Source organism: Nocardiopsis sp. CNR-923, assembly GCF_001942255.1.
Classification (GTDB): Bacteria; Actinomycetota; Actinomycetes; order Streptosporangiales; family Streptosporangiaceae; genus Nocardiopsis.
The window spans coordinates 17,359-29,698 of sequence record NZ_MKKC01000103.1 but is presented as its reverse complement, the minus strand read 5'-3'; the positions used below and the strand labels follow the sequence as shown (position 1 = coordinate 29,698).

The window sequence follows — 12,340 nt, the reverse complement described above, 5'->3', positions numbered from 1 at the left end:
CGTTCGGAGCTGCGGGGCGGCTGGCTCGGGTCGGGCGGCGCCCGCGGAGGCTCGGGCGGTGGCCGGTCCGCACACGAGCGTACGCCCGTGCCTGACCAGGGGCGAAGGCCAGTCCGGATCCGGCCACGTGTCGGTGCGGGGTCGTGCTTGCCCAGTCGATGACCCCGTCTCGGGCACCGGGCCGCACCGCCGCGGGCCAGGCGGGAGCCACGGGCACAGGTGCGTCTCCGGCGTCGATCCCCGGCCCCGGTTCGCCTCGGGGCTCGCCGGTCAGTCGGCGAACACGAACGGACGCAGCCCCGCCGGAGCGGCGCCGGGCCGGACCGCGAACGCCGCCCAGACGTGCGTCCCCAGGTCGCCCCACGGGGCGAGCCGGAAGTGTCCCCAGGCCGTGGACAGCTTCTCGACCAGCAGCAGTCCGCGTTGGCCCTCCGCCCACCCCCACTCGTCCTCGCTCCGCTCCTTCGGGACGCGCGGGACGCCGCCCCGGCCTCCCCAGTCGCTGAGGAAGACCCGCAGTTCTCCCGCACGGGGCATGGACAGGCCCCGGATGACCTCCCCGCCGACGCCGCCCGAGTCCGTGTACTTGACGCAGTTCGCGAACAGTTCGCTGGTCACCAGTTCCACGGTCGCGACCAGGTCCGGATCGAACCCGACCAGGTCGGCCGCGAGGTCCGTGCGGACTCCGCCCAACCGCTCCAGTCGGCCGGGGTAGGCGCGGTGCTCCCAGAACACCAGCGGTCGGGCTTGCTCGGTGCGCTCGGGCATCAGACCGCCACCGCCGTCCGGTCCGCACGGCGGTCCAGGGTCAGGACGGCTTCCGGGACGGGTGCGAGGAGGTCGCCCGGCGGGACCGGCCTGGGTTGGGGGACGCGCACCGGGACGGTCGAGGGCTTGGCGGTCCAGCGGCCGAGCCGGGCGCGGGCCTCGGCCTGGCGGTGCTCCATCTCGCGTTCGAAGGCCCGGTAGTAGCCGCGGACCAGGGCGACGTCCCCGGCCGGAATCGGGGCGGGCGGCGGCGTCGACCGGGGAGCGGGACGCGGCGTCTGGGCGGGGGCCTTCGTCTGGGCGATGGCCCGCTCAGGGGCGGGCAGTGGCGCGTAGCGGCGGACCCGGGTGGAGCGGCGGCGGACGGCGGCGGAGTGGCGTCCGCGCGCGGGGGCGAGGAGGGCCCGGAGGGTTTCGCGCAGGAGGGCGCGGATAGAATAGCCCATGTCGGCAATCCTTTGGTTAAAAGTGTTGTGTTGCTGGCCACGGCCCCGGACGCTTGTAACGTCGCGGGGTCTTTTGTGTGTGCGGGTGTGTTCCGAAAGAATGTTAGGGGGGTGGAGGGTGGGAGGGGGAGCGATTCGATGAGAAAAATCGGCGGGGAGAACCAGGTTGTCGGTCGTGGCAGTTCAGGGTGGGTGGAGAAAAGAACCAGGGTGAATTGTCGCTATTGATTGAATAGCTCTGTTTGCCCGGAAAGAGGGGCCCGTTCCGAGAGCGCTGCGCCCAGGTCCGCACGAGGATCTACGCGGAGACCGCCGTGAAGGAGTGCCCCCGAACCTCGACCGGAACCCGGCGGCTCACGTGGGCCCCGGCACGTTGACGTCGTGCGCGTCGCCGATCCGTTCCGGGGCCAACGCCTCGGCCGCTCTCCTCAGATGATCCCTCCGTTGGCGCGCACGACCTGGCCGTTGACCCAGTGCCCGCCGGGCGAGGCGAGGAAGGAGACGACCTCGGCGATGTCGGTCGGCGTCCCCAGCCGCTCCAGCGGGGGCTGGGCGGCCAGGCGCGCGATCGTCTCCTCGTCCTTGCCTTCGAGGAACAGGCCGGTGGCGGTGGGTCCGGGGGCGACGCTGTTGGCGGTGATCCTTCGGCCGCGCAGCTCCCGGGCCAGGATCAGGGTGAGCGCCTCCACGGCTCCCTTGGCGGCGCCGTACGCGCCGTAGCCGGGGAAGGCGAGGCCGACCACCGAGGAGGAGAAGGTGATGACGGCGCCCCCGTCGCGGACCCGGCGGGCCGCCTGCTGGGCGATCACGAACGTTCCACGGATGTTGGTGCGGTGCACGGCGTCCAGGTCGGCCAGGTCGAGTTCGGCGATCGGCGCGAGCAGCATCCGGCCCGCCGCGTGGACGACCACGTCGACGCCGCCGAACTCCGACTCGGCGGTGTCGAACAGCGCGGCGGCGGCCGTCTCGTCCGCCACGTCCGCCCGCACGGAGACCGCCCGGCCGCCCGCGGCGACGATCTCGTCGACGACGGACGCGGCGGCCTCCCTGCCGTTGGCGTAGTTCACGACGACGGCGCATCCGTCGCGGGCGAGGCGGGTCGCGGTCTCGCGGCCGATGCCGCGCGATCCGCCGGTGACCACGGCGACCCTGCCGGTGTCGGCGTCGCCGTTCGAGTCGGTGGTGGAGGAAGTGGACACGGTGGCTCCTTCGTGCGCCGGACGGGGCCCGCGCGGGTGTCGGAATCGCCGTCGCGGCCCTGGCCGGGTCCGGCGGCTCCCTCCCACCGTCGGCCCGGCGCCGTGGGGCAGCCAGACGGGCGCTCACCCTGGGGTCGGCGTCCCCTGCCTCAGCCGCCGTGCACGAGCGAGAATGGAGGGTATGGACCTCGTAGAGCTCGGCGCCTTCCTGAAGTCCCGCCGCGACCGGATCCGACCCGCCGACGCCGGGCTGAACCCCGGCCCCCGTCGGCGCGTGCCCGGACTGCGCCGCGACGAGGTGGCGCTGCTCGCCGGCGCGTCGGTGGACTACTACACGGAACTGGAGCGGGGCCGCGGCGCGCAGCCGTCCGCGCAGATGCTCGCGGCGCTGGCCCGTGCGCTGCGCCTGACCCACGACGAGCGCGACTACGCGTTCCGCCTCGCGGGCCGTCCCGTGCCCGCCGAACACGGGTCCACCGCGCACGTGGAGCCGGGCATGCTGCGTCTGCTGGACCGGCTGGAGTCCACGCCCGCCATGGTCATCACCGACCTGCACGAGGTCCTGTTCCAGAACCGGTTGGCGCGGGCCCTCCTCGGCGCGGCTCCCCTCGGGCGCGGGCCCGGGGCCAGCTTCGCCTACCGCTGGTTCACCGACCCGGACAGCCGGAGGATCTATCCCGAGGCCGACCACCCCCACCACTCCCAGGTGTTCGTCGCCGACCTGCGCGCGGCGGTCGCCCGGCACGGCCGGGACCCCGAGACGACGCGGATGATCGCGTCACTGCGCCGACGCAGTGCGGAGTTCGCGGCGCTCTGGGACACCGGGGACGTCGCCGTGCGCCGAGTGGACAGCAAGCGGATCGTGCACCCGACGCTCGGTGTGGTCGAACTCGACTGCCAGAACCTGCAAAGCGAGGACGGCCGACAGCGGCTGCTGTGGTTCAGCGCCCAGCCGGGGACTCCTGCGGTCGACCAGCTGGAGCTGCTGTCCGTCATCGGGGTGCAGGAGTTCTCCGCCGAGGACGAGGTGGAAGGGGCGGCAGCTGAGCCGAGCCGCCCCTCGCGCCGCGAAGGTTAACCGTGTGACTTGAGGGTGTCGACGAGGGAGGTCCACTCTCTGGCGCTGAACGCGAGGTGTCCCACTTCCCTGTTCTGGGTGTCCCGGATCAGGACGGTCCGGGGGGTCTCGTTGATCTCCACGCAGCTTTGTTCACCAGCGCTGTAGCTCGATTTGTGCCAGCTGTTCACAGTGCCTGCCTCATTTCCTTCAACTTCCGCACCGAGGCGTCCGGGGGAAGCGCCCATGCCTGGAGCTTGCTGAAAACCGCCTCCAGGTCGCGGATCTCACGGGCGTCATCGGTGAGGGATTCCCCGACCGCCTGTTCCACACAGAGAACGGGTTGCCCGTCTTCGCCGTAGATCAACCTGAATGCTCCTCTGAGCCATGCTAGGTCAGGCACTCCCGTCTGAAGGACCTGCACTGTGACGTTGACTTCTTCGGACTCCCGGGTCAGCCGGTCAAGCTGTGCTCTCATGATCTCAGGTGAGATCGGTTGAGTAAGGGCCAGTTCGGTCAGGACGACATTGAGGATCAGACCGGCGTCCGTATTCAGATCCGCGCGCCATGATGCTCGGGTGTCGACGACGTTCTGGATCCGCTCCTCCGACACGCCTGGAACCGCCTGGGAGATGAGCAGCCGCGCGTAATCAGAGGTCTGGAAGAAGCCCGGCACGACCAGCGGGTGGAAGATGCGGATCTCGCTGGCGCGCTTGTCGTAGTCACGGGACTGCCGATACCACTTGGGCTCCGCCTTCGCCTTGAGGACGTCCCCCCAGTCGCGGAGCAGTGCGCCGTTCGTACGCAGCGCACGGTCAAGGGCGGTCACCACGTCCCCGTTCGGGGTTCTCGTCGCGTTCTCGATCTTGCCGAGGTAGGACGCGGACCAGCCGGTCCCCTTCGCGACCTCGTTGAGCGAAAGCCCCTGCTGTTTGCGAAGCCGCTTCACGCGTTGACCGAACCTGACCCACTCCGACTTCCGGGGCTCGTCCATGCGTACAGCTTGTCAGCGGACGCGTACACGCACATACAGAACTTCCCAGATCACCGCCACCTCGTAGAACCGCTTCCGTCGCGTTCGGCCGGTGCCACAGCCTGGGGAACGAGGAAGTCCCGGCGGTCGCTTCAACGGCCCCGGGACTCGGTCCACACCCGCACTTCTCACGACCACAGGTACGAACATGAACGAGGCTACGCCGCCGTGGGCGTCTCCGACCGGGATTCCCGTTCAGCGAAAGACGTCCGTCCCCCCGCCTCGGCGGTTGCGGTTCCCCGACCCCGACCGGTGCGGGATCGTCCTCGGGCGCGACCCGAGCCACGTCCGTGTCGCGCGCGTCTGGGCCCATCAGATCGCCCGCACCACGCGGAACGCCGCCTTCCCCCTGGTCACGGCGGTCAGCGAGCTCGTGACCAACGCCCAGCGGCACACGCGGTCCGGCGACCCGGGCGGCACGACCACGGTCGTGGTCGAGCGCCGCCCGTACGCCTTCGTCCTGACCGTCGCCGACGACGGACCCCGCCCCGGCCCGACCATTCCGGTGCCGCGCATCGAGGAGGGCGACTCGCTGAGGGGCGGTGGCTTCGGGCTCCGGCTCGTCGACGCCCTCTGCGCGTACTGGGACTGGAGCGGCACGGCGGGCGGACCCCTGACCGTCCGCGCCCTCATCGAGCGCGACACCGCCCCCCGGCTCCCGCCCGTCGCGTAGGCCTTCCGCCCGCCCCTGCCGGGGGAGGGGCGGGCGGGGCCCGCGTGCGCCAGGCGGCGACTCACCCCCTCCGGGCGGTGGCCGCCGGTCAGCCGGTCGATTCCGCGTGCGACGGCGGTGTCCCAAGGACGACGTGGCGCAAGCCGATCCGCGTGGAAAGGGCAGGGAAGACGTCGGGCTGGAGCGGTTGGACCACGTCGTCCGCGAACGTGCGCTTCCCCGGGGCGATCAGCCGTCCTCCGGCGCCCGGGCGGTACCGGAGGGCGCACTGACGGCACGCTTGCGCATAATGACCGGATGAGCGAACACGCGGGCCTACCCGCAGCAGTCGACGCGAACGCACTCCTCGCCCTGGCTGAGGACCACCACGAACGCGACGTCCACCCCCTGGACTGCCGGGAGATCAGCGGGCATCTCGTCAAGGTCTACGCCCTGGAGGCGCCAGGGCGCACCGTGACCGAGCAGGACGAGGCCGAGGCGGTGCGGATCGCCGAGGGCCACCTGGCCCTCGGCGCCGCCCGCGGATCCCTCGGACTGGCCGTCCTCATCGTGCACGCGGGCGGGGACGGCGACTACGTCCTCGTCCACACCTGGATCGAGGGCAACCTGTCCGACCTAGGGATCTTCACCGGCCCCGCCGAACGTCCCGACCTCCTGCGACCGGCGCGCGCGGGCCTGGCCCCCTGCGTGTGGGAGGCCGAGGTCCTGGCGCACGAGCGCGACGTGTTCGCGTGGCACGTCCTGGACGGCGACGGGGAGCTCTCCGACCGGGTCGCCGCGTGGGCCGAGGACGTCTTCGAGGGCGCGTCGCGCTGAGCCGGGCCCGGGGCCGGGGCGAGCGCCTCGGCCCCGGGTGCGCTCCCTCACGGCACTGGGCGTCGATGTGCGCCTGGAAGTCCGGGAACTCCGCGCGGTCCCGTCACGGGGCTCGAACTCCGGGTACACCTCCAGGTCCAGGCCCTGGTCGCAGCCGGTCCTGCTGAGGTCGTCCAGCATCGGGGGAAGGGTGAGATCGCTCATGGGGACGGTAGCGGTTAGCGACGGCACGGGACGACCGGCGGCTACGCCAGCGGCGGGAGCGCGCGTTCGAGGCCGTCCCGGGACTCGCTCCGGGCCGCGATCGCGTCGAGGACCGCCCGTGCGGCGGCGACGTCGCCGGGCCCGAGGCGTTCGGTGAGCTGGCGCTCGAACTCCTGGTGGAACGCGTGGGCGCTGGCCATGAGCGCGCGGCACCGCTCGGTCAGCACCAGCCGCCGGACCCGGCCGTCCGTGGGATCCGGCACCCGCTCGACGTAGCCCGCGGCGACCATCTCCTCGACCGTCTTCGCCGCGCCTGGTGGGTGACGCCCATCCGCTCGGCCAGTTGGCCGATGGTCAGCCGCTCCCGGGCGAGCAGTTTGAACGCGAAGCCGAAACTCTGGCGCAGGTCCGTGAACCCGGCCTCCGCCAGGTGGGCGTGCAGTTCGTGCGCCATCTGCTGGAAGGCCAGGCCGAGCCGGGCGCCGAGGTCGTCGCTGAGATCCATCCGTGCCTCCAGGGGTTGACGCGGTCGCGCGGTCTATTCTACAACTATGGTTGTACAACTGAGGTTGAGGAGTTCACATGCCGATCATCTCCGGGGCCTCCGCCCCGACGTTCAGCCTGCCGCACGCCACCTTCACCGGTCTGGCCGCGCCCAGCCGTGGCGCCGAGGAGACCTGCGTCTGGCGCACGCGCGTCCACCCCGGCGCGCCTGGGGCCGAGCACTGGTTCGACCGCGAGGAGGTGCTGGTCGCGGTCTCCGGGGCCGCCGTGGCCACGCTCGACGGCGTCGACCACGCGATCACGGCGGGGGACGCGGTCATCGTTCCAGCGCGGACCCGGTTCGCCCTGGCCAACCCGCACGGCGACCCGTTCGAGGCGGTCGTCGCGCTCCCCGTGGGCGCGCGGGCGCACATGGGCCAGGGCGAGCCGTTCACACCGCCGCCCGCCGAGTGACCGACGCGCGGCCGAACCCCGGCCGTGGTCGTGCCCGGATCGCCCTGGTGCGGGCACGGCGCGTCGGCGCACGGCAGCGGGGGAACTCCCGGCCGTCGTCGGTCCGCTCCCGGAACCGTTCGGTGGTCCCGGCGGGGCGCCCCGAACGGACCGACACGGGCTCCCGGCCGACCACCGGGGGCCGCGGGAAAACCGGTTGGCCGCGCAACTCGCCCGTGATTGGATTCGGGCATGGTGCCCGCCGACGTCTTCCGTGACCAGCCCGTCCTCACCGGTGACCGGGTCCGACTCGAACCGGTCGACGCGCGGACGGGGGAACACCTCGTCCGCGCCGTCGTCGACCCGGACCCCGAGGTGCGGCGCCTGACCGGCACCCACCGGCGTTTCACCGAGGAAGAGGTCCGCGCGTGGGCCGCCTCCCGGCCCGAGCACGCCGACCGCGCCGACTGGGTGATCCTCCGGAACGAGGACGGCGTCTGCGTCGGCGACTGCGCGCTCCTCGACCTCGACGCGGACAACGGCGGCGCGGACTACCGCGTCGCCCTCAACGACATGGCGTTCACCGGTCAGGGCTACGGCACGGAGGCCACCGACCTCGTCCTGGAGTACGCCTTCACCGTCGCGGGCCTGCACCGGGTGGCGCTCCAGGTGTTCGACTTCAACGGCAACGCCCAGAAGTCCTACGAACGGTCCGGGTTCGTCCGCGAGGGCGTGTGGCGCGATCACCTGTACTGGGACGGCGCGTGGCACGACGCCGTTCTCATGTCGATCCTCGCCCACGAGTACGCCGACCTCCGCGCCGCCCGGTCCGGCTGACGCCCGGGTTTTCCGCCCCCACGGGCGTCCCGCCGCCGATAGGCTGCGGCTATGCCGGTCCCGGACTTCATCGTGGAACTGCGCCGACACGTCGGCCACGGACTGCTCCCCCTCACCGGGGTGACGGCCGTGGTCCTCGGCGGCGACGACGACGTGCTCCTCCACCAGCGCCCCGACGACGGGCGCTGGTGCACCCCCGGCGGCATCCTGGAGCCCGGCGAACAGCCCGCCGTGACCGCCGTCCGCGAGGTGTGGGAGGAGACCGGGCTGACCGTCGAGGTCGAGCGGCTGACCAGCGTCGTCGTCCATGAGCCCTACACCTACCCCAACGGCGACGTCGTGCAGATGCTCGACATCGCCTTCCGCTGCCGCTACGTCAGCGGCGAACCGGACGCCTCCGGGGACGAGTCCCTGGACGTGCGGTGGTTCCCCGTGGACGGTCTGCCGGAGATGCCGCGCCGCGTCCTCGACCGGATCGTCTGGGCACGCGAGGACAGGACCGAGCCGTACTTCCACCTGTGATCCCCGCGGCGCCGGGAACCTCGGGGATCCGGCCCGCGCACATGCGACCGCCCCTCCCCCGGACGGCGGGAGGGGCGGTCACGGCGGGGTCGCGCTGCCCCGGTCTCAGTGCCAGTGGCGACGCATCGTCCAGTGGTCGGAGGAGACGTCGCGCGCGATGTCGATGATGCTGGGCTCTCCGGCCTCCGACTCCGCCGAGACGCGCAGGAGGTGCGTCTGCGTGGCGGGAGCGCCGGGCGTCTCGGGGCGCGCGGGCCAGTCGCCGATGATCCTGCGCACGCGGTAGGTGCGGCCCCGCCACGTGAACCTGGCGGGGTGGTCACCGCTCGTGGAGCGGACGTCGATCCGTTCGTTCAGAAGACTCACGCGTGCAGTTTATCGAACTGGCGTTCGATCTCGTCAAGTCCTTTCGGCACTGACCATCGGTTTCACGGTCACAGGAACAGCCGGCCGCGTCGCTTGCGGTCGCGCAGGGCCGCCATCCGCCGGGTGTTGCTCGGCCGTCGGCTGAGCAGGTGGTACAGCAGCAGCGACCCCCCGCGGTCGGTGCGCGCCCGGTCCGCCATCTCGCCCATGTTCACCCGCGGGTACAACTCCGGCCCCCCGGCGAAGAGCCGCACCGCGTGCGCCCCCTCCGGATGGTGCGCGTAGGCGTGGTTGTCGGCGGTGTACTCCGTCGCGCGCGACAGCGCCGAGCCCAGTCCCGGCACCGCCTCCGCGCCGAGCGTGGCCACCCGGCGCCAGAACGACGTGTGCCCCGCGGCCACGTGTCCGATCTGGTGCGCCAGGAGGAAGGCCAGCGCGTCGGTGTCCCGCGGCCGACCGTCGGGGGCGAACAGTTCGTGGGACAGCACGAGGTACCGTCTCAGCCGGTGCGCGGCGGCGTCCGTGGCCGCGCGGGCCCGGGTCGGCCGGACGTAGGCCTCCGGGGGGCGGAGCAGTCCCATCGCGGCGGACAACGTCACCACCGCCCGGTAGGCCTCGGGGAACTGCGTGGGTGAGATCTTGACCGACTCGGCGCGCTCGCGGGCGTACCGCAGGCCCCGCGCCGTCCAGCACGCGGCGGGCGGGCCGACCGCGGCGACCGCCGCGCAGGCCCACGACCCCGTCACCGTCCACAGGATGTGGACGAGTGCCGTGGTCACCAGCGCTCCCACCAGCACGCACACGACCAGGAGCGGGGTCTCCCACGGATGGGCGGGGGCCCGGACGGGTTCCTCGTCCGCGGCCCGCGCCGCGATCTCGCACGCGCCCACCGGCGGGACGCCGTCCACGCGCGCGCGTGCGACGCCCGGCCGGGCGGTCGGTGAACAGTACGGCGGTCCGTGCGCCGCCCGGGCGCGCGCGCCACCGCCGGGGGGCGTCGCGTGTGGCATCCTGCCTCCCCTCGGGCCGCGGTCCGCGTACGATGAAAGATCGCTACTCCCTGTAGCGGAATATTACTTTTCGCTGCCCTGGGTATGGGGTTGCCTGGGGACGGCGTGTCCGTCCGGCGGCTCAGGAGTCCTCGTCGGCCTCCTCGAACCGCCGGAGCTCCTCGGCGAGCACGTCCAGGAACCGGTCGACCTGCGCCGGGTCGTACCCGGGCCGCGCCCGCGTGGTGGCGAACTGGACCCGCTCGACCTCGGCGGCGGTGAGCGTCGCCCGCTCCGGACGGCCCTGATGGAGGGCGTCGATCGTGTACTCGGCCCGGTCCAGGAAGTCGTCGACCTCCTGCTCGTTGTAGCCCGTGGTCAGCCGGGTCGTGGCGAACTGCTGCTCCCTGACGGCCGCCGCCGTGAGCCGGGGCCGCCGCCCGGCGTCGCGCCCGTACGTGCGCGCCGGGGGACCGGCGGCCGGGTAGCCGCCCCGTCCGTGGGCGGCGCCGGGCGAGGGGTGGCTGGGCAGGGGCGGCGGACCGGATGGGCCGCCCAGGCCGCGCCCGGCCAGGTCGGCGGCGACGACGTCGAGGAAGTCGTCCACCTCGTCCTCGCGGTAGCCGGGGCCGAACCGGGTGGTGCGGAACCGCGCGTCGCGCACGTCGTCGGCGCTGAGCAGCGGACCGGACCTGGAACCGCCCTCCAGGGCCACCAGTGTGGCCTCGACCTGGTCGAGGAGGGCGTCGACGTCCTCCTCGTTGTACCCCGGGCGCAGACGCACCGTGTGGAACTTCTTGTTGCGGATGTCCGCCGCTGTCAGAGACATGGTCCCCATTGTGCAGATCAGGAGGTTCTCAGGGGCTTATTGCCGACCATTCCGTGATTCGGCCCGCGCGAGGTGGCCCTCGACGGAGTTCAGCAGGTCCTCCACCTGGGCGCGGTCGTAGCCCCGGAGGACGACGTCGATGCGGGCCGCGCGCAGCTCCGAAACGGTGAGCGGGTCGGCCCCGTCCAGGGAGAGCCAGGGGGCCAGGGCGAACGTCCGCTTCGGAAGGGTCTCGTCGAGGAGGGTCGCGTACGCCCGTGAGACGAGCGCGTCGACCGTGGTCCGGTCGTAGCCGCGCAGCACGACGTCGAAGGAGGGCGCGGGGAACGGCAGGGGTTGGGGGGAACTCATGCGGCGATTATGCCCATCCGCCCGTCGCACGCGCCACATTCCGCGGGTGGCCACGTGCGGAATGTGCGCGGTCAGCTCCGCAGGAGGTACACGGCCACGCCTCGGGCGATCGCGTCCGCCGCGCGCTCCCGCCACGCGGGGTCGGTCAGCAGAGCGGCGTCCTCGGGGTTGCGCAGGTTCCCGGCCTCCAGGAACACCTTGGGGACGTCGGACATGTTCAGCCCACCCAGGTCCGTGCGCTCGTCGAGGCCCTCGTCGGCGAGGTAGTCGGCGTAGGGCACGTCCGTCCCCTCCCGGTACTCGCGGCGCAGATCCTCGGCCAGCAGACGGGAGGGCTCGACGATGTCGTCGGTGAAGCCGGGGACGTCGCCGGGTGTGATCACGTGGAACCCCCGGCCGGTCTCGGGGCCGCCGTCGGCGTGGATGGACACGGCGGCGTCCGCGCCGGCCGCGTTGCCGATCCGTGCCCGGTCGTCGATACAGGGTCCGACGCCCTCGTCGTCGCCCCGGGTGAGGACGACCGTGGCGCCGTCCGCCTCCAGACGGTCTTGGACGAGCAGGGACAGTTCCCAGTTGAACTCGTGCTCCGCGTCGCCGTCGACGGTCTGCGAACCGACGGTGTCGCAGGCCTTCTCCCCCGGACCGGCGGGCACCATCGCGTTGATCTCGTCGGGGGCGTTCGCGTTGCCGCCGTTGTGTCCGGGGTCGATGACCACGACCCGGTCGCTCAGGGGGCCGTCCGTCACGTCGTCGGAGGAGCCGTCGTCCCCGTCGTCTGGCGCGGGCAGCGGGGGCGCGGCGGCGGGTCCGTCCGAGGCGTTGGAGGGGCTGGTGCAGGCGGAGGTCAGGAGCAGGGCCAGGGCGGCCAGGGGCAGCGCGACGCGCTGGAGTCCGGCGGGCCCCGCCGAGGCGGAGGCGGGCATGCCCACAACGTAGCGGTTCGCGGGGGCGGAGGGGCGGGGTGAGGGGCTTGGAATCCGGCTGGGGAAGCGGATTCCGGGCGTGGTCCGCATTGGTGCGACGCGTGTCACGGCGGCGGGTTTACATATTCAACGAAATATCTTAAAAAACATCCGGAATGGTTGCTTAGGGTGACAGAGTGTCTGATGTAACTATTCCGTAATGCATATCTGGATGAATCAGACTATTAGGTCGAAGTATGATCCTCACTCAGGAACGGGATGCGGTCCCTGCCCACGTGGAAGGCGTCCCGCACCTCGGAGCCGCCGCTGTGACCCCCCGTTCCACTGGAGACGGCCGGCAGGCCCTGTCTCCTTCCCCCATCAGCCCCTGGTTCGTGCCCCGCGTTCCCCT

At 72.2% G+C, this 12,340-nt stretch carries 18 protein-coding genes; 6 read left to right on the top strand and 12 right to left on the bottom strand.

Annotated features, from left to right (window positions below; all coding sequences use genetic code 11):
- Nucleotides 1-270: 270 nt before the first annotated feature.
- The 3 genes from BJF83_RS18510 to BJF83_RS18500 form a co-directional block, all read right to left on the bottom strand.
- On the bottom strand, nucleotides 271-768 hold the full coding sequence (locus BJF83_RS18510; protein WP_075927308.1) for an ATP-binding protein: 498 nt from the start codon (nucleotides 766-768) through the stop codon (nucleotides 271-273).
- The gene (locus tag BJF83_RS27975) at nucleotides 768-1,214 is read right to left on the bottom strand and encodes a hypothetical protein (protein ID WP_075927307.1); all 447 of its coding nucleotides are present in this window, start codon (nucleotides 1,212-1,214) and stop codon (nucleotides 768-770) included. Before BJF83_RS27975 ends, BJF83_RS18510 begins: the two co-directional genes overlap by 1 nt.
- Before the next feature lie 428 nt (nucleotides 1,215-1,642).
- Nucleotides 1,643-2,413, bottom strand: coding sequence for an SDR family oxidoreductase (locus tag BJF83_RS18500; RefSeq protein ID WP_075927306.1), 771 nt, complete (start codon nucleotides 2,411-2,413; stop codon nucleotides 1,643-1,645).
- Between the two features lie 181 nt (nucleotides 2,414-2,594).
- Between BJF83_RS18500 and BJF83_RS18495 the strand changes: the two genes are divergently transcribed.
- Nucleotides 2,595-3,491 (top strand): helix-turn-helix domain-containing protein, encoded by an 897-nt coding sequence (locus tag BJF83_RS18495; protein ID WP_075927305.1) that lies wholly within the window; start codon nucleotides 2,595-2,597, stop codon nucleotides 3,489-3,491.
- Here the strand turns inward: BJF83_RS18495 and BJF83_RS18490 are convergent.
- Nucleotides 3,488-3,718, bottom strand: a complete 231-nt coding sequence (locus BJF83_RS18490; RefSeq protein ID WP_187347181.1) for a DUF397 domain-containing protein — start codon at nucleotides 3,716-3,718, stop codon at nucleotides 3,488-3,490. The two genes, BJF83_RS18495 and BJF83_RS18490, sit on opposite strands and share 4 nt — an antisense overlap.
- Nucleotides 3,658-4,464, bottom strand: coding sequence for a helix-turn-helix transcriptional regulator (locus tag BJF83_RS18485; RefSeq protein WP_075927303.1), 807 nt, complete (start codon nucleotides 4,462-4,464; stop codon nucleotides 3,658-3,660). The genes BJF83_RS18490 and BJF83_RS18485 overlap by 61 nt, the downstream gene beginning before the upstream one ends.
- 187 nt (nucleotides 4,465-4,651) lie before the next feature.
- Here BJF83_RS18485 and BJF83_RS18480 point away from each other — a divergent pair, with 187 nt between their 5' ends.
- Both BJF83_RS18480 and BJF83_RS18475 read left to right on the top strand, forming a co-directional pair.
- Nucleotides 4,652-5,176 carry an ATP-binding protein gene (locus BJF83_RS18480; protein WP_075927302.1) on the top strand — a complete coding sequence of 175 codons (525 nt, stop codon included), beginning with the start codon at nucleotides 4,652-4,654 and terminating at the stop codon, nucleotides 5,174-5,176.
- Between the two features lie 297 nt (nucleotides 5,177-5,473).
- Nucleotides 5,474-5,992 (top strand): hypothetical protein, encoded by a 519-nt coding sequence (locus BJF83_RS18475; RefSeq protein WP_075927301.1) that lies wholly within the window; start codon nucleotides 5,474-5,476, stop codon nucleotides 5,990-5,992.
- A gap of 245 nt (nucleotides 5,993-6,237) precedes the next feature.
- On the opposite strand, the gene BJF83_RS18470 is transcribed toward BJF83_RS18475, so the two are convergent.
- Nucleotides 6,238-6,423, bottom strand: coding sequence for a hypothetical protein (locus BJF83_RS18470; protein ID WP_262391665.1), 186 nt, complete (start codon nucleotides 6,421-6,423; stop codon nucleotides 6,238-6,240).
- Nucleotides 6,417-6,701, bottom strand: coding sequence for a hypothetical protein (locus BJF83_RS18465; protein WP_075927299.1), 285 nt, complete (start codon nucleotides 6,699-6,701; stop codon nucleotides 6,417-6,419). The genes BJF83_RS18470 and BJF83_RS18465 overlap by 7 nt, the downstream gene beginning before the upstream one ends.
- 77 nt (nucleotides 6,702-6,778) lie before the next feature.
- Between BJF83_RS18465 and BJF83_RS18460 the strand changes: the two genes are divergently transcribed.
- The 3 genes from BJF83_RS18460 to BJF83_RS18450 all read left to right on the top strand — a co-directional run bounded on the left by BJF83_RS18460 (nucleotide 6,779) and on the right by BJF83_RS18450 (nucleotide 8,491).
- Nucleotides 6,779-7,153 carry a cupin domain-containing protein gene (locus tag BJF83_RS18460; protein WP_075927298.1) on the top strand — a complete coding sequence of 125 codons (375 nt, stop codon included), beginning with the start codon at nucleotides 6,779-6,781 and terminating at the stop codon, nucleotides 7,151-7,153.
- A 231-nt stretch (nucleotides 7,154-7,384) separates the two neighbouring features.
- A complete protein-coding gene (locus BJF83_RS18455) occupies nucleotides 7,385-7,969 on the top strand; it encodes a GNAT family N-acetyltransferase (RefSeq protein ID WP_075927297.1) in 585 nt (194 codons plus the stop codon).
- Nucleotides 7,970-8,020: 51 nt separating this feature from the next.
- Nucleotides 8,021-8,491 (top strand): NUDIX domain-containing protein, encoded by a 471-nt coding sequence (locus BJF83_RS18450; RefSeq protein ID WP_075927296.1) that lies wholly within the window; start codon nucleotides 8,021-8,023, stop codon nucleotides 8,489-8,491.
- Between the two features lie 105 nt (nucleotides 8,492-8,596).
- Here the strand turns inward: BJF83_RS18450 and BJF83_RS18445 are convergent, their stop codons facing one another.
- From BJF83_RS18445 to BJF83_RS18425, 5 genes are all read right to left on the bottom strand, one after another.
- Nucleotides 8,597-8,857 (bottom strand): DUF6504 family protein, encoded by a 261-nt coding sequence (locus BJF83_RS18445; protein ID WP_075927295.1) that lies wholly within the window; start codon nucleotides 8,855-8,857, stop codon nucleotides 8,597-8,599.
- A gap of 68 nt (nucleotides 8,858-8,925) precedes the next feature.
- Nucleotides 8,926-9,867 (bottom strand): peptidase M48, encoded by a 942-nt coding sequence (locus BJF83_RS18440; RefSeq protein WP_143831967.1) that lies wholly within the window; start codon nucleotides 9,865-9,867, stop codon nucleotides 8,926-8,928.
- A 121-nt stretch (nucleotides 9,868-9,988) separates the two neighbouring features.
- The gene (locus tag BJF83_RS18435; RefSeq protein WP_075927293.1) at nucleotides 9,989-10,684 is read right to left on the bottom strand and encodes a DivIVA domain-containing protein; all 696 of its coding nucleotides are present in this window, start codon (nucleotides 10,682-10,684) and stop codon (nucleotides 9,989-9,991) included.
- A 27-nt stretch (nucleotides 10,685-10,711) separates the two neighbouring features.
- The gene (locus tag BJF83_RS18430; RefSeq protein WP_075927292.1) at nucleotides 10,712-11,026 is read right to left on the bottom strand and encodes a DivIVA domain-containing protein; all 315 of its coding nucleotides are present in this window, start codon (nucleotides 11,024-11,026) and stop codon (nucleotides 10,712-10,714) included.
- A 71-nt stretch (nucleotides 11,027-11,097) separates the two neighbouring features.
- On the bottom strand, nucleotides 11,098-11,949 hold the full coding sequence (locus BJF83_RS18425) for an N-acetylmuramoyl-L-alanine amidase (protein ID WP_075927291.1): 852 nt from the start codon (nucleotides 11,947-11,949) through the stop codon (nucleotides 11,098-11,100).
- Between the last annotated feature and the right edge of the window lie 391 nt (nucleotides 11,950-12,340).